At 65.5% G+C, this 15,209-nt stretch carries 14 protein-coding genes; 4 read left to right on the top strand and 10 right to left on the bottom strand.

The annotated features are described in order from the left end of the window. Positions 1 to 325: 325 nt before the first annotated feature. Positions 326 to 1,507, bottom strand: coding sequence for an ROK family protein (locus ACYQ1Z_RS07675; protein ID WP_459792012.1), 1,182 nt, complete (start codon positions 1,505 to 1,507; stop codon positions 326 to 328). Between the two features lie 181 nt (positions 1,508 to 1,688). Between ACYQ1Z_RS07675 and xylA the strand changes: the two genes are divergently transcribed. Together xylA and xylB are read left to right on the top strand one after the other, a co-directional pair. Beyond that, positions 1,689 to 2,876, top strand: coding sequence for a xylose isomerase (gene xylA / locus ACYQ1Z_RS07670; RefSeq protein ID WP_459791890.1), 1,188 nt, complete (start codon positions 1,689 to 1,691; stop codon positions 2,874 to 2,876). Positions 2,877 to 2,956: 80 nt separating this feature from the next. Further along, on the top strand, positions 2,957 to 4,375 hold the full coding sequence (gene xylB / locus ACYQ1Z_RS07665) for a xylulokinase (protein WP_459791889.1): 1,419 nt from the start codon (positions 2,957 to 2,959) through the stop codon (positions 4,373 to 4,375). Positions 4,376 to 4,446: 71 nt separating this feature from the next. On the opposite strand, the gene ACYQ1Z_RS07660 is transcribed toward xylB, so the two are convergent. The 8 genes from ACYQ1Z_RS07660 to ACYQ1Z_RS07625 all read right to left on the bottom strand — a co-directional run bounded on the left by ACYQ1Z_RS07660 (position 4,447) and on the right by ACYQ1Z_RS07625 (position 12,474). Beyond that, the gene (locus ACYQ1Z_RS07660; protein WP_459791888.1) at positions 4,447 to 5,133 is read right to left on the bottom strand and encodes a DAK2 domain-containing protein; all 687 of its coding nucleotides are present in this window, start codon (positions 5,131 to 5,133) and stop codon (positions 4,447 to 4,449) included. A gap of 96 nt (positions 5,134 to 5,229) precedes the next feature. Then, a complete protein-coding gene (locus ACYQ1Z_RS07655; RefSeq protein ID WP_459791887.1) occupies positions 5,230 to 6,354 on the bottom strand; it encodes a Gfo/Idh/MocA family protein in 1,125 nt (374 codons plus the stop codon). Further along, positions 6,339 to 7,040 carry a ThuA domain-containing protein gene (locus ACYQ1Z_RS07650; protein ID WP_459791886.1) on the bottom strand — a complete coding sequence of 234 codons (702 nt, stop codon included), beginning with the start codon at positions 7,038 to 7,040 and terminating at the stop codon, positions 6,339 to 6,341. Before ACYQ1Z_RS07650 ends, ACYQ1Z_RS07655 begins: the two co-directional genes overlap by 16 nt. 20 nt (positions 7,041 to 7,060) lie before the next feature. Continuing rightward, entirely contained in the window at positions 7,061 to 8,065 is a 1,005-nt protein-coding gene (locus tag ACYQ1Z_RS07645) for a sugar phosphate isomerase/epimerase family protein (RefSeq protein WP_459791885.1), read from the bottom strand. A 37-nt stretch (positions 8,066 to 8,102) separates the two neighbouring features. Then, the gene (locus ACYQ1Z_RS07640) at positions 8,103 to 9,293 is read right to left on the bottom strand and encodes a Gfo/Idh/MocA family protein (protein WP_459791884.1); all 1,191 of its coding nucleotides are present in this window, start codon (positions 9,291 to 9,293) and stop codon (positions 8,103 to 8,105) included. A gap of 13 nt (positions 9,294 to 9,306) precedes the next feature. Then, positions 9,307 to 10,134, bottom strand: a complete 828-nt coding sequence (locus ACYQ1Z_RS07635) for a carbohydrate ABC transporter permease (RefSeq protein WP_459792010.1) — start codon at positions 10,132 to 10,134, stop codon at positions 9,307 to 9,309. Positions 10,135 to 10,213: 79 nt separating this feature from the next. Beyond that, the gene (locus ACYQ1Z_RS07630; RefSeq protein ID WP_459791883.1) at positions 10,214 to 11,149 is read right to left on the bottom strand and encodes a carbohydrate ABC transporter permease; all 936 of its coding nucleotides are present in this window, start codon (positions 11,147 to 11,149) and stop codon (positions 10,214 to 10,216) included. Then, the gene (locus tag ACYQ1Z_RS07625) at positions 11,146 to 12,474 is read right to left on the bottom strand and encodes an extracellular solute-binding protein (RefSeq protein ID WP_459791882.1); all 1,329 of its coding nucleotides are present in this window, start codon (positions 12,472 to 12,474) and stop codon (positions 11,146 to 11,148) included. The genes ACYQ1Z_RS07630 and ACYQ1Z_RS07625 overlap by 4 nt, the downstream gene beginning before the upstream one ends. Before the next feature lie 241 nt (positions 12,475 to 12,715). Between ACYQ1Z_RS07625 and ACYQ1Z_RS07620 the strand changes: the two genes are divergently transcribed. Next, the gene (locus ACYQ1Z_RS07620; RefSeq protein ID WP_459791881.1) at positions 12,716 to 13,783 is read left to right on the top strand and encodes a LacI family DNA-binding transcriptional regulator; all 1,068 of its coding nucleotides are present in this window, start codon (positions 12,716 to 12,718) and stop codon (positions 13,781 to 13,783) included. Then, the gene (locus tag ACYQ1Z_RS07615) at positions 13,780 to 14,988 is read left to right on the top strand and encodes a mandelate racemase/muconate lactonizing enzyme family protein (protein ID WP_459791880.1); all 1,209 of its coding nucleotides are present in this window, start codon (positions 13,780 to 13,782) and stop codon (positions 14,986 to 14,988) included. The genes ACYQ1Z_RS07620 and ACYQ1Z_RS07615 overlap by 4 nt, the downstream gene beginning before the upstream one ends. Here the strand turns inward: ACYQ1Z_RS07615 and ACYQ1Z_RS07610 are convergent. Further along, positions 14,934 to 15,188 (bottom strand): hypothetical protein, encoded by a 255-nt coding sequence (locus ACYQ1Z_RS07610; protein ID WP_459791879.1) that lies wholly within the window; start codon positions 15,186 to 15,188, stop codon positions 14,934 to 14,936. The two genes, ACYQ1Z_RS07615 and ACYQ1Z_RS07610, sit on opposite strands and share 55 nt — an antisense overlap. Positions 15,189 to 15,209 lie beyond the last annotated feature (21 nt).

Genomic DNA, 15,209 nt, shown 5'->3' with positions numbered 1-15,209 from the left:
GCCGCCGCGTTTTTGTTATTCACATCGGCGCCAGTGTCGATAACTTTCGAAAAGCCTCCGAAACGCTTGGGTAAATATTGGTTGTTAGCGCTAACGATGTCAAGAGTTATTTAATCTCGGTCTCTGGAACGCAGCGCGGGCAGTGCTCGGTGGCGCCGCACCCCTGGAGGGAAGATTCGGGAGTGTTAACGGCAAAAACGTACGAGGGCGGGCCCGTTGGCCACTGCGCGGAGAAGGATCCGTCAACCGCGTGCCGGCGGCGAAATTTATTTCGAAAGCCTTTTCAGAGCCTCATCCTGCATGCTGTAAGGAGGGCGCGGCGACGTTACGCGCGTTCGGACTGCAGCAGGTGCGGAGCCTCGAGGAGCGCGTGGACCACACTGCCTGCGGCGCCGAGCAGGGCCCCTGCCTGCCCCACGGCGGACATGGATACCTGGCCGGAGGTGAACCTGCCGGGGGCATGCCGCTCAAGGCCGTCGAGGAGGGGCGCGCGGAGCCATGGGTCGAGTTCGGCAAAGTGGCCGCCCAGCACCACAGCGCTGATATTCATCACCCGGGCGGTCGAGGCAGTGGCCACTGCGAGGTAACGTCCTGCGTGTTCCACAGCCTTGACCGCCTTGGCATCGCCGTCCCGGAGTGCCTGCACCAGCGCCGCCATGGACTGCGAGCGCGTTTGCGTATCCGTTGCGATCCCGGCGGCAGCAAAAATGGCATCCTGGCCGGCGACCGTTTCCAGGCAGCCCGTTCCGCCGCAGGAACAGCGGACGCCGTCGGGGTCAACCACAACGTGCCCCACTTCGCCGGCGTGGCCCTCCGGACCGGTGAACAGCTCACCGCCGATGACAAGGCCGCCACCGACACCCACCTCGCCGGAGACGAACAGGAAGTCGGCCGCTCCGGGCGGCCGGTGCCGGAGCTCCGCGCGGGCGGCAGCGTTGGCCTCGTTGAAGACCGCAACGCCCAGCGGCACCTGCGGCAGGAGGGCGCTGAGGTCCAGGTCCACATCGGTCCACCCAAGGTTGGGGGCCGTAAGGACGCGTGCGGCCCCCGGGTCAACGAGGCCCGGAACGGCCAGCCCTCCCCCCATGACCTCTATGCCACGGGCGCGGGCATCCCTGCGCATTCTCGCAGCCAGTGCAGCAACGGCGGCAAGCACCTGGTCATGGCCCACCGACCGGTTGTCGCGTTCCTCCGTCTCGCGCGCCACCAGTTGTCCGGCCAGGTCAGTCACCCCCACGGAGATGTAGTCAACATTGATCTCCATGCCCAGGACAGCGCGGGCGGGGTTCAGTTCGAGGCCCACTCCCGGCCGGCCGCGCCCCTGCTGGTTCAGTCCCACTTCGCGCACCAGCCCGACGGATAAAAGCTCCAGCACGAGGCTGGAGACAGATGCTTTGGTGAGGCCGGTGGCCGCTGCGACCTGCGCCCGGCTGGGATGGATTCCCGAGGGGGCATCCGCGATCCTTCCCAGCACCAGCGCGAGGTTGCTCCGGCGTACATCACCCATGTTGCCGGGCGTACCGGGCTCGGATGCGGCCAAGGGGGATGCCGTCAGCACAGGAAAACTCCTTCGAAGTCCGAGCCGCATTTGCCGGCTCCTATTGACCCCCAGCCTATGCCCCCCATATAGTTCAAGCAATAAACTAATGCGTTCCGGAAACGGGGCGCCTGGATTGCAAGGACGCATCATGACTCTTTCCCCCACCCCCGCTGACAAGTTCACGTTTGGCCTCTGGACCGTTGGCTGGACCGGTGCCGACCCCTTCGGTGTCGCCACCCGCGCCGCCCTTGACCCGGTGGAAGCAGTACACAAGCTGGCGGAACTGGGCGCTTACGGCATCACGTTCCATGACGACGACCTCATCCCCTTCGACGCGACGGCTTCGGAGCGGGACCTGATCCTGAAGAACTTCCGCGCTGCGCTGGCCGAGACCGGCCTGAAGGTTCCCATGGTGACCACCAACCTGTTCAGCCACCCGGTGTTCAAGGACGGCGGCTTTACCTCCAACGACCGCTCCATCCGCCGGTTCGCCCTGTCCAAGGTCCTGCGTAACATCGACCTCGCCGCAGAGTTCGGCGCCGAGACCTTCGTTATGTGGGGCGGCCGGGAAGGCAGCGAATACGACGGCTCCAAGGACCTCTCCGCCGCGCTGGACCGCATGAAGGAGGGCGTGGATACCGCCGCCGGCTACATCAAGGAGAAGGGCTACAACCTCCGCATCGCCCTCGAGCCCAAGCCGAACGAACCCCGCGGCGACATCTTCCTGCCCACCGTCGGCCACGGCCTGGCTTTCATCGCGCAGCTTGAGCACGGCGACATCGTCGGGCTGAACCCGGAAACCGGGCACGAGCAGATGGCAGGCCTGAACTTCACCCACGGCATTGCGCAGGCACTGTGGGCGGGCAAGCTCTTCCACATCGACCTCAACGGCCAGCGCGGCATTAAGTACGACCAGGACCTCGTCTTCGGCCATGGCGACCTCACCAGCGCCTTCTTCACCGTTGACCTGCTCGAAAACGGCTTCCCCAACGGCGGCCCGAAGTACGACGGCCCCCGCCACTTCGACTACAAGCCCTCGCGCACCGACGGCTACGACGGCGTCTGGGAATCCGCCAAGGCCAACATGGCCACGTACCTGCTCCTCAAGGAACGTGCCACCGCCTTCCGCGCCGACCCGCAGGTCCAAGAAGCCCTCGCCGCCTCCGGGGTCACCGAACTGGGCGAATCCACCCTTGCCGCCGGTGAAACCACGGCCGACCTCCTCGCCGACGCCGCTGCTTTCGAGGACTTCGACGCCGACAAGGCCGCAGAGCGCTCCTTCGCGTTCGTGCGCCTGAACCAGCTCGCCATCGAGCACCTCCTGGGCGCCCGCTAAGCCCCTCGAACCTGCTGCGGAGCCTGCGGTCGACGCAGGCTCCGCAGCATTTCCATCTCCCCACAAAGAAAAGAACCGCTATGCCGCTAGTAGCAGGAGTAGACAGCTCCACGCAGTCCTGCAAAGTAGTTATCCGCGACGCGGACACCGGAGAACTCGTCCGCCAGGGCCGGGCCTCGCATCCGGAAGGCAGCGAAGTCCACCCGGACCACTGGTGGGATGCCCTCCAGGAGGCCATCGCGCTGGCGGGCGGCCTGGACGACGTCGCCGCCATCTCCATCGGCGGGCAGCAGCACGGCATGGTCTGCCTCGACGCCGACGGTGCCGTGGTACGGCCGGCACTGCTGTGGAATGACACGCGCAGCGCCGGCGCAGCAGCAGACCTGGTCAAAACAGCGGGCGACGGCGACGGTGCCGCCGGCGCGCGCTTCTGGGCCGAGGCCACGGGGACAGTCCCGGTGGCGTCGCTGACACTGACCAAGCTCCATTGGCTGGCAGAGAATGAACCGGAGAATGCAGCCCGGGTGGCCGCCGTCTGCCTTCCGCATGACTGGCTCACCTGGCGGTTGAAGGGCTATGGGCCGGGCAGCGGCGCGGACGGTTTGAAGGCGCTGACCACCGACCGTTCCGACGCCTCAGGCACCGGGTACTTTTCGACGGCCGAGGGACAGTACCTGACGGACGTACTGGCCGCGTCGCTCGGCCACGTGCCGGTGCTGCCCACAGTCCTCGGACCGACCGACACCGCCGGCACCACACCCGCGGGCAGCCTGCTCGCCGCTGGAGCCGGGGACAATGCGGCCGCCGCCCTGGGCGCGGGCGCCCTGCTGGGCGACGTGGTCATGTCCCTGGGCACCTCCGGCACCGTCTTCGCTGTCTCAGACACACCCGCTGCCGATGCTTCAGGGCTGGTGGCGGGCTTCGCGGATGCGGCCGGGCACTACCTGCCCCTCGTCTGCACGCTCAATGCCACCCGCATTTTCGATGCCACCGCGGCCCTGCTGGATGTGTCCCTGCCGGAGTTCAACGAGCTGGCCTTGTCAGCCGGACCGGGCGCCGGCGGGCTCACCCTCGTGCCCTACTTCGACGGCGAGCGCACGCCGAACCTGCCGGACGCCACCGGATCGCTGCACGGCATCACCCGCGCCAACTACACACCGGCGAACCTGGCGCGCGCCGCCGTCGAAGGCGTTGTCTGCTCACTGGCTGACGGCCTCGCCGCGCTCCAGAAGCAGGGCGTGGAAGCCCGGCGTATCCTCCTGGTGGGCGGCGGGGCCCAGTCCTCCGCCGTGCAGGAGGTTGCGGCACAGTTGCTGGGGGCGGACGTAGCGGTGCCGCGTCCTGGCGAGTACGTGGCCGACGGCGCGGCGCGCCAGGCCGCTGCGGCACTGACCGGGCACTTCCCGGAATGGCCGCTGGATGCCGTCGAACTTGCGGCCCGGCCCGACAACGGCGGAGTGCTGGCCCGGTACCGGCACTACGCGGGTTTGTACAAGTAGATAGACAGCAACGAAGGACCCGGACCGCCACATGCAGTCCGGGTCCTTCGTTGTGGCAGCAGTCCCTAACGTCAGGGCCGGGGCCTTGAAGATTCGAAGTAATTCGAAACCAGGGTCGCAATCAGGGCGAACGACACCGCTCCCGGATCCGGATGGCCCAGGGTCTTTTCGGCCAGCGGCCATGCCTTCCCCGCCAGCGGGTGCAGGGATGCGGTGGCGTCGGCCGCCTGCCGGGCGGCCGTCACTGCGGAGGCCAGCGCCGCGGCCAGCGGTGAGCCGTGGTCGAGTTCGTCCACGAACGAGTCCCGGAATGGAACCAATGCGTCCACCATGGTCTTGTCTCCCGGGGCCGCCTTGCCCAGGCTGGTGACGGCGTCAACGAACGCGGTCACGGCCGCCCCCGCGTCCTCACCGCGGTATGAACCTTTATTGCCGAGTTCCCTTCCCGCCGCCTGAAGCGCGGCCCCCCAAAGCGCCCCCGACGTTCCCCCGGCGCGTTCGCTCCAGGCTTCCCCCGCCGCGATCAGCACCCGTTGCACGGAAGCCCCGCCGCCCGACGCGTCCCTGGCTGCGGCCGCAGCTGCTTCAGCGCCGCGGCGCATGCCGATGCCGTGGTCGCCGTCGCCGGCTATCGCATCCAGCCTGCCCAGTTCCGCCTCATGGCGGACGACGGCGTCCCTTACCTGGTCGAGCACGGCGGCCGCCAGCCGTCCCAGGTTGGCCGCTGCCGCCGTCGTATCTTCCGTTTCACTGGCCATCGCTTCATCCGTTCCGGCGTATGTGTCCTTGAGTTGTACTTCCTTGACGGAATGCAGGTGAATCGCCGGGGTGCACCAGAAGTGCAGGCCCCGGGGCTAGGAGGCCTCCTGCGCCTGCAGCGCGTCGATGTCCCCGGTGAGGACAGTGAGCTCCACAGTCTGCGGCCGCTCCACGGTGCTGGAGATGCGTACCGCGGAACCGCTGTGGGCTGAGGCGAGGACGGATTCCATGACCTCAAGGGCGTGGTAGGCCAGCGCACCGCCGGCGCGGGGCTCGCTGCCGTCAGGCGTGGCGGCCAGGTCCGCGATGCCAAAGCCCCGTCCGGAGTCGACATACCCGGCGGAGACCGGCAGGGTCTCCCAGGCGTCACCGCCCAGAGGAAACAGCTCGACGTCGCCGTCAAAATGGTTGGGGTCCGGAACCACCAGGGATCCGAGCTCGCCATGGATCTCGATGTTCGGAGACTTCGACTTCACCGCATCAAAGCTCATGAACAGGGTGGACAGCGCACCGGAGGCGTGGGTCAGCACTCCGGTCACGTGCGAATCGATGGCAACCGGGACCTTTTCGCCCTGGCGGGGTCCTGAGCCGATGGTCCGCTCATTGCGGGTGTGGCTCGCGGCGCCCACTACAGAGACCACCGGACCGAGCAGGGTCACCAGGGCAGTGACGTAGTACGGGCCCATGTCCAGCAGGGGCCCGCCGCCGGGCTGGTAGTAGAAGTCAGGGTTCGGGTGCCAGCGCTCGTGGCCGGGGGTCACCATGGTGGCACTGGCGGAGATGGGCGCACCGATGAGCCCGTCGTCGATTGCCTTGCGCGCGGTCTGGATGCCTGTGCCCAGCACGGTGTCGGGGGCACAGCCGACGACGACGCCCGCGGCCCGGGCTGCCTCGAGCACCTCGCGGGCCTCGGCGGTTGTCGCGGCAAGCGGCTTTTCGCCGTACACGCTCTTGCCTGCGGCGATGGCTTTCAGTGCAACCTCCGCGTGGGCGGCCGGGATGGTCAGGTTCAGGACGAGCTCCACGTCGTCCGCGGCGAGGAGCTCATCCACGGAGACGGCACGGACGCCCTCGAACTGCTCTGCCACTGCCTGTGCCCGGGCGAGGTCCAGGTCGGCGACCGCCACGAGTTCGAGGTCATTGAGCTTGCGGAAACTGGCCAGATACTGCGCGATAATTGCCCCGCAGCCGACAATTCCTACTTTCAACGGCTTGCCCACAGCAGGCCCCTTTCGATGATGGTGCGGACGTTGGCGTCCTGGAGGATTTCCACCCGGTGCCCCGGGGTGGCGACGAAAATGCGGCCCTTGCCCCACTGGCGGGTCCAGATGGCCGGGGACGTCACCTCACGGTTCCACGGGTCCCACTCGCGGACCTTCTGCGTGGTGGTGGCCAGTACGTCGATGTAGTCGTCGGAGAGGACCCAGTACTGCTCGGTGACCAGGTCGAAGTCGCTGATGCCCTTGGTGATGGGGTGGTCCGCGGCTGCGGGGAGCATGTTGACGGTGTACGGCACGTAGTTGTCCGACTGTTCGCCAATACACTCATCCGGGTGCTTGCCGGGGTGGCAGGCGAACTGTCCGCCGATCAGGTGGAGGTAGTCGGAGTTGTTCCGGTAGGAGTCGGCAATGCCGCCGTGCCAGCCGGCCAAGCCGGTGCCGTTTTCGACGGCGTTCCGCAGCCCGGCGAACTCGTCCTTTTCGATCGTGCTCATGGTCATGCACTGCACGATCAGGTCCACGCCCGCCATGTACTCGTCGTCGGCATAGATCTTCGGAAATTCCTCCACCCTGACCTCGTAGCCCTGCTCCTTGAGGTAGGGGATGAATTCTTCGGTGGCTTCAACGGGCTGGTGTCCGTCCCAGCCGCCGCGCACCACCAGTGCTGATTTGATCGGATTTGTCATTGTTCCTCTTAAGTAGTGGGTCAGCGCGTGCTGAAGGCGGCGTCGAAGGCCGCCGAAGGCGGAGAGATCTGTGCCAGTTCCTTGACCAGGGCCAGCGCCTGGGGTGCACCGACGAGGCGGTCCATGCCTGCGTCCTCCCATTCGATGCTGGTGGGGCCCTCATACCCGATGGCGTTCAGCGCCCGGAAGATCCGGTTCCACTGCACGTTTCCGTGACCTGCGGTTACAAAATCCCAACCACGGCGGGGATCCGCCCAGGCAAGATGGGAGCCCAGCCGTCCGTTGCGGCCGTCAAGCTGGCGGATGGATTCCTTCACGTGGACGTGGAGGATGTGCTCCGCAAAATCTTGCAGGAACATCACCGGGTCCAGGTCCTGCCAGACGAAGTGGGACGGGTCGAAGTTCAGCCCGAAGCTCTTGCGGTGTCCGATGGCTTCCAGGGTGCGCTTGGCGGTCCAGTAGTCGTAGGCGATTTCGGAGGGGTGCACCTCAAGGGCGAAGCGGACCCCCTCTTCCTCGAAGACATCCAGGATGGGGTTCCAGCGGTCGGCGAAGTCCCGGTACCCGGCGTCGATCATTTCCTGTGAGGCGGGCGGGAACATCGCCACGGCTTTCCAGATGGACGAGCCGGTGAAGCCGGTCACGGTTTTGACGCCAAGGCGGGCGGCTGCCCGGGCGGTGTCCTTCATCGACTCCGCGGCCCTGCGGCGCACTCCCTCGGGATCGCCGTCGCCCCAAACCTCAGCGGAGAGGATGCCCTGGTGGCGTTCGTCGATGGGGTCGTCGCACACGGCCTGGCCGGTGAGGTGGTTGGCGATCGCGTAAACCTTCAGGTGGTTCTTCTCCAGGATGTCCAGCCTGCCCTGGAGATAGTTGTCGTCCTCTGCGGCGCGGCGCGGGTCCAGGTGGTCGCCCCAGCAGGCGATCTCGAGGCCGTCAAAGCCCCACTCCCCGGCGAGCCGGGCCACTTCCTCAAAGGGCAGGTCGGCCCACTGGCCGGTGAAAAGGGTAATTGGTCGTGTCATCGGTTTCCTTGGGTTTAGAAAAGCTGCCCGGCCTTGCTCAGACTTTTTGCCACTGGCTTGAGTTGGCGGCGCTGGACTCCACGGCCGCCAGGACCCGCTGGACCTGCAGGGCGTCGGCGAAGGACGGTTCCGGCTGGCGGCCTTCGCCGATGGCGGTGACGAGGTCCACCACCTGGTGGGTAAAGCCATGCTCATAGCCCAGTCCGTGGCCCGTGGGCCACCAGTTGCCGGCGTAGGGATGCTCCGGTTCCGTGACAAAGATCTTGCGGAACCCGGCGTCGGGCGATTCGGCCGCGTCGTAGAAGTTCAGGACGTTCATGTCCTCGAAGTCGAAGGCCAACGAACCGCGGCTGCCGTTCACCTCCAGCCGCATGGCGTTCTTCCGGCCGAGGGCGTACCGCGTTGCTTCGAAGACGCCGATCGCACCCGAAGCAGCTCCGCCGTCGAACCTTGCTCCGAAGATGGCCGCATCATCGACGGTGACCTTGCCGCGAGGGGCGTCGTCACGAAGGTCGCCGTGCCCGCCCAGGCCCACCAAATCGCCGGCCAGCGGACGCTCACGCACGAACGTTTCGAGCAATGCGGACACTCCCGAGATTTTCTGGCCGGTGACCCATTGGGCGGCGTCGATGCTGTGCGCTCCGATGTCGCCCAGCGACCCCGACCCGGACTTGTTCTTGTCCAGCCGCCAGGTCATGGGGGCGTCGGCATCCGAAAGCCAGTCCTGCAGGTACTGGGCACGGACGTGCCTGATCCCGCCGAGCCTGCCTTGTTCCACAAACCGCTTGGCAAGGGCAAGGGCCGGAGTACGGCGGTAGCTGAACCCGCACATCGACATGACGCCGTTCTTGGCGGCGGTTTCAGCCGCAATGGTCATCCGTTCCGCTTCCTCCACCGAGTTCGCCAGAGGCTTCTCGCACAACACATGCTTGCCGGCCTCGAGGGCCGCGATGGCTATCTCAGCATGGGTGTCCCCGGGCGTGCAGATATCGATGAGGTCGATGTCGTCCCGCTCAACCAGGCGCCGCCAGTCCGTCTCGACCGAGTCCCAGCCCAGCTTGTCCGCGGCGGCGCGTGCGCCCTCGGCGTTGCGGCCAGCGACGGCGGTGAGCTCCGGCCGCAGCGGCAGGTCGAAGAACCGGGGCGCGGTGCGCCAGGCGTGGGAGTGGGCTGCACCCATGAAGGCATAGCCCACCATGCCAACCCGCAAGGGCTTTGCGGTGGTCATAAGAATGTCCTTTCTATTTGCTGAAGCCGGCGGTGAGGCCGCTGAGGAGCTGGCGGCGGCCGACGACGTAGAGCACCAGGATGGGGAGCGTGCTCAACATCACCGAGGCGAGCACAGCCGGGATGTTGACGCTGTACTCCCCCTGGAAGTTCCACAGCGCGAGGGGCAGGACGCGCAACTCGGGACTTTGGGTAAGGACCAGCGGAAGCAGGAACCCATTCCAGACGTGCAGGCCGTTGTAGATGGCGACGGTTACGATCGCCGGACGCGTCAGCGGCAGGGCCAGCCGCCACATGATCTGCCATTCGCTGCAGCCGTCCAGCCGCATCGATTCGAACAGTTCGTTCGGCACGTCGCGGATGAAGTTGGACAGGATCAGTACCGTCAGCGGGATGGCAAACGCAATGGACGGCAAAATCAGTGCCAGCAGGCTGTCATACAGGTTGAGCCGGATGATCATCAGGTAGATGGGGATGATCGTCGCCTGGAGCGGGATCGCCAGGCCCATCAGGAACATGCCGTTGACCAGTTTCAGGAACCGGCCGCTGCCCCGGACAATGGCGAAGGACGCCATGAAGGAGATCAGCACGGCGGGGGCCACGGCACCGATGGTGACGATGGCGCTGTTCATGAAGTACCTGGCGAAATCCGCCTCAAGGACCAACTGGTAGTTTTCCAGCGTGGGTGAGGCGGGAAGGGCCAGCGGGTTCTGGCCGAAGTAGCCTTCCTGCGTCTTCAGGCTGGTGATCACCACGTAGTACACGGGAATGATGATGATGGCGAGCCACAGCCAGCCGCCCAGCCCCGCGGGGATGTTGAGCCGGCGCAGCCTGGAACCCAGGCCGCCTGCGCGGGGCGCCGGGTTGGCGGGGGAGCCGACCCTGGCTTCCTGCGTGCTGGTGTTCAAGAGGGTACTCACGCTACAGACCTTCCAACTGGCTGCCCTGATTGTCCTTGCCTCCGAGGCGCTGGAGGAGCAAGGCAAGGGCAAGGCCGATGACTACGAGAATGACGGCGATAACGCTCGCCGGGCCCATCAGGTTGGCCCGGAAGCCCCGCAGGTACATGTCCAGGGCCAGGATCCTGGTGGAATTTCCGGGCCCGCCGCCGGTGAGGACGAAGATCAGGTCGAAGTACGTCAGCGACCCCACCACCATCAGGGTGGACGAGGTGATGATCGTGTACTTCAACTGGGGCAGCGTGATGTGGAAGAACTGCTTGATGGTACCGGCGCCGTCGATTTCCGCCGCCTCGTACAGCGACTTGGGGATCTGCCGCACCCCGCCTTGGTAGATCAGCGTGTGGAAGGGCACGAACTGCCAGGCGATCACGAAGATGACCAGGCCCAGGGCCAGGTGCGGGACCCCCAGCCAGTCCTGTGCCAGGAACGGCAACCCCAGGCCCGTGGCCAGTCCGAAGTTCGGATCCAGCAACGCCTTGAAGGCGATGGCGACGGCGGCCGAGGAGAGCAGCAGCGGCAGGAAGTACAGCACTGCAAGGGCTGCCCTGTAGCGCTGGCTTCCTGCCGTAAAGACCCCCAGGAGGAGGCTGATCGGCGTCTGGACAAGCCAGGAAGCGATCATGATCAGGAAGGTCAGCCCCAGGGCGTTGTACAGGCCCGGGTCAGCCAGGACGGAGAGCCAGTTGTCCATGCCGGCCACGCCGATGGCGCCGATGCCGTCCCAGTTCGCGAAGCTCAGGATGAAAACACCCGCCAGGGGCACCACGGCGAAGGCCAGGAAGAAGAAAAGCGCGGGCACTGTCAGCCACGCAAGCGCGGCCTTGCGCTTTTCGGTTTGTTCGGATTCACCCCTGGCGGCCGCAATGCGGGGGGCGGTGGAGACGGCGTTACTCATTTTCCGAGCGTGGCGTTCATGTTCTCGGCGAACTGCTGCGGCGTGATCGACTTCAGGAACAGCTGGTCGATGTTGTTCAGCAGGGCCTCGGCGGCGGTGGGGCTCAGGGCCTGGTCCCACGACTGCTGGAAGTTCGGGGCGTTCTTGGCCAGGTCGTAGACGAAGTTCAGGAAGTCCTTGTCCGGCGACGTGTTGAGTTTGTCTTCGATGCCGTTCACGATGGGCACGGATCCGGAGTTGATGTAGGTGTCAATGACCGTCTCGGTGAGGATCCCGTCCTTGAAGAACTTCTTCGCCGATTCCTTCTCCTGGTCAGTGGCCTTGGAGGAGATGGACATGTACTGGGCGGGGTTTCCGACGCCGTTCTTGGGGTCGCCCTTGCCGCCGGGAACCGTGGGGAACTGGACGAAGCCGAGTTTTCCGTCCTGGACGAAGTTCTGGCCGTTCTTCTTCATGCCGCCGTAGGTCCAGGTACCGTGCAGCATCATGGCTGCCTTGCCCGTGAACAGGAGGGCCTGGTCCGCGTTGGAGTCTGCGGTGATCGAGGAGAAGCCTTTGATGAAGCCTTCGGCGGAGACGAGTTCCTGGATCTTGGTGCCGGTCTCAATGACGGCCGGGTGCAGCCAGGCGTCGGGCTTGCCCTCGAAGATGGCGTTGAAGACCTCTTCGCCGCCAATGCGGTCCAGCAGGTATTCAAGCCACATCATGGAGGTCCAGCGGGACTGGCCGCCAAGCGAGAAGGGCGCGACGCCCATGTCGTTGAACGTTTTGACCAGCGACATGATGTCGTCCCAGGTCTTGGGCGGCTGGACGCCGGCCTTTTCGAACAGTTCCTTGTTGTAGAACAGGACGATCGGGGCAACGTACTGGTTGGGCAGGGCGTAAATTTTGCCATTGACGGTGGCCGCACCGAAGGAGGACGGGAAGAACTTCTCTTTCAGGTCCTTGTTCTCGTCGAACCAACTGGTCAGGTCATCCACCTGGTTGGCCTCGGCGTAGGTCTTCAGTGTGCCTCCGCCCCAGCCGTAAATGATGGTGGGGGCCTGGCCGGCACCAATCGCAGTCTTGATCTTGGTCTTGTAGGCGTCGTTCTGGAAGTACGTCACCGCAATCTTGTTGTCCGGGTTCGCGGAGTTGAACGCGTCGACGGCCTTTTGCATGGTGGTCTGGTTCGGCTCGCCGGAGAGGTACCACATGCTGGCGCCCCCGCCCCCGCTGGCGGTGCCGGGTCCGGAGGTGCCGCAGGCACTGGTTGCCGCGACGGCGAAGGGAGTGAGGGCGGCAAGGGCGAGGAAAGAGCGGCGGGAGGTCTGGGGCTGCTTCATTGCTTCTCCATCTGGAATTTGCTTCTTTGCAAGAATCGGAGCTGCGGCTCCGTCCACATTGTCGAAACATTTCGACATGTGGTTTAGATCACGCTCTAAACTAAAGCGCCTTAATCGTCTGGGGTCAAGAGGTTTCTGCTTCTTTCCTTAAGCCGCGAGTTCCGCGCCGGACAAGCCTTGACGCTTACCTGCGGCCTCGCCAGAATGAAGTCTCCGAAACATTCGAAAGATTGCGATCGCCATGACGACCAAAACGCCCCAGCGGACCAAGCCCACGCTCGCCTCCGTGGCGCGGCAGGCGGGCGTCTCGGCGCCCACAGTTTCCAAGGTTGTGAACGGCAGGGAAGATGTCGCCCCTGAAACCCGGGCCCGTATCCTTGCCGCCCTCGAGCAGTCCGGCTACCAGTCACCCCTCCAGCGGCGTTCCCCCGTGGATACGGGCACTGTTGTTGAAGTGGTGATCGACGTGCTCGATTCCGCCTACATGATCGAAGTGCTCAACGGGATACTCCAGTACGCGGCGGCGGCGGACGTTGAAGTCCTGGTCAGCGTCACCGGCCGTGATCTCGCGACGCCGGCCAGCCCACAGCGGCGCGCACAGAGGATGCTGGATGAGGGCAGGGCCGGGATGATCGTGGTGACCTCCGCGTTCAGCGAGTCACAACTGCAGGCGTTCCGGCGCCGGAAGATACCGGTCGTCGTCATTGATCCCCTCAACCCGCCGTCGGCCGACGTGGTCAGCGTGGGAGCCACAAACTGGGCCGGCGGCAAGGCCGCGACAGAACACCTGCTCGATCTGGGGCATCGGCGGATCGCCTACATTGGCGGGATCGAGAAAGCGGAATGCAACCAGGCGCGCCTCCATGGCTATATGGCAGCGCTGATGGCCCGCGGTATTACGGTTGACCCCCAGTACATCGTGTCCGGCGGCCAGTTCCGGCGCGAAAGCGGCGTCGCAGGGTTTCAGGAGCTGCTCAGGCTCGATCAGCTGCCCACCGCGATCTTCGCGGGGAGCGACGCGATTGCACTCGGTGTCCTGGGCGAAGCGGGCCGGCACGGCATCAGGGTCCCGGAAGACATCAGCCTCATCGGCTTTGACGGCACGAAGCAGGGTGCAGAATCCGTCCCTTCGCTGAGTTCCGTCGCCCAGCCGCTGGAAGAAATGGGCCGCGCGGCCCTGCGGTCGGTACTGCGGCAGGCCAACGGTGAATTCCCTGATTCCCACCGGGTGGAACTTGCCACCCATCTGATTGTCCGGGACTCCACTGCCCCGCCGGCGGCAGCAGAAGGAAGGAAGCGCCGGGCATGAAAATCACCAACCTCGACACTGTCGTCGTCGATTTCTACCGGACGAACCTCATTTTCGTCCGGCTGAGCACCGACGCCGGCATCACCGGCGTGGCCGAGGCAACCCTCGAGGGCCAGGAGCACGCGGTGCGCGGCGCCGTCGCCGTCCTCGCCGACGCGGTCCGCGGCAAGGATCCGACGCGGATAGCCCACACCATCTACGAACTTAACCGGGATGCCTACTGGCGGGGCGGACCGGTCTCCATGACTGCGCTCAGCGCACTGGAAATGGCCATGTGGGATGTCTCCGCCCGGGCCCTGGATGTGCCGGTGCACCGGATGCTCGGTGGACAGGTCCGCGACAGGGTGCGGGCATATGCGAACGGCTGGTTCTCGGGTGCCTCTTCCCCGGAGGATTTCGCGGCGGCCGCCGTTCAAACGGTTGCCCAGGGTTTTCGTGGCCTCAAATGGGATCCGTTCGAAGCGGCCGACCTGATCCTTGAGCCGAAGGACCTCCGGCGCATGCTTGAGCCTGTCGCAGCAGTGCGGGAGGCGGTCGGCGATGATGTGGAGCTCTTCATCGAGGGGCACGGCCGTTTCGACGTTCCCACTGCCATACGCGTGGCCCGGGAACTCGAGCCGTTCCAGCCGGTGTTCTTCGAGGAACCGTGCCCGCCGGACGGGATAGATGCGCTGGTGGAAGTCCGCTCGAAATCTCCCGTCCCGATCGCCGCCGGCGAGCGGTGGTTCGGGCGGAGCACCTTCGTCCCGGTCCTCTCACGCAACGCCGTGGATTACATCCAGCCAGACGTCACCCACGCGGGCGGCTTTTTGGAACTCAGCTTCATTTCCACGCTTGCGGCAGCCCATTACATTCCGTTCGCCCCCCACAACCCCAGCGGACCGCTCAGCACAGCGGCAACACTGCAGCTGGGCGCCACCTTGCCCAACTTCCGGTACCTGGAAATCATGGCTACGGATGTGCCCTGGCGCCAGGACATCTCCAGCGAGCGCCTTCAGCTGACAAACGAGGGCGACGTGCTCATTCCGGAAGGGCCGGGCCTGGGCATCGAGCTCGACTATGACGCCATTGCCGAACACCCGTACACTCCGCATCCGATGCGGATCTTCAGTGACGCCGTCGCTGACATCCGGCCGCCGGACGCCCGTTCCTACTTCAATACGGCTTCCCCCGCCAGTGCCGGATCCTCAAAGGCCGTGGACTGAACGGATTCCCATGTCTCCCCATAGGGGACCAGGTCGCTTAGCTCGGCGGTGAAGTGGCCGGGCCCATGCCTGGTTACCAGGATGCCTCGGAACGGGGACTCCTGGGTCATGGCCTGAAGCTGGTAGATGGAGGCGTTGAGCTTGTCATCAGCCTCGGACCGGGTCGTGGCCTTGATCGTGAGGCGGTGCGGCGTTCCCATGGAAGTTCCTCTCAGGCTGGC

It is taken from the genome of Arthrobacter sp. AD-310 (genome assembly GCF_054656615.1).
The sequence above is the reverse complement of the archived record's forward strand: the minus strand, read 5'-3'. Positions and strand labels throughout refer to the sequence as shown.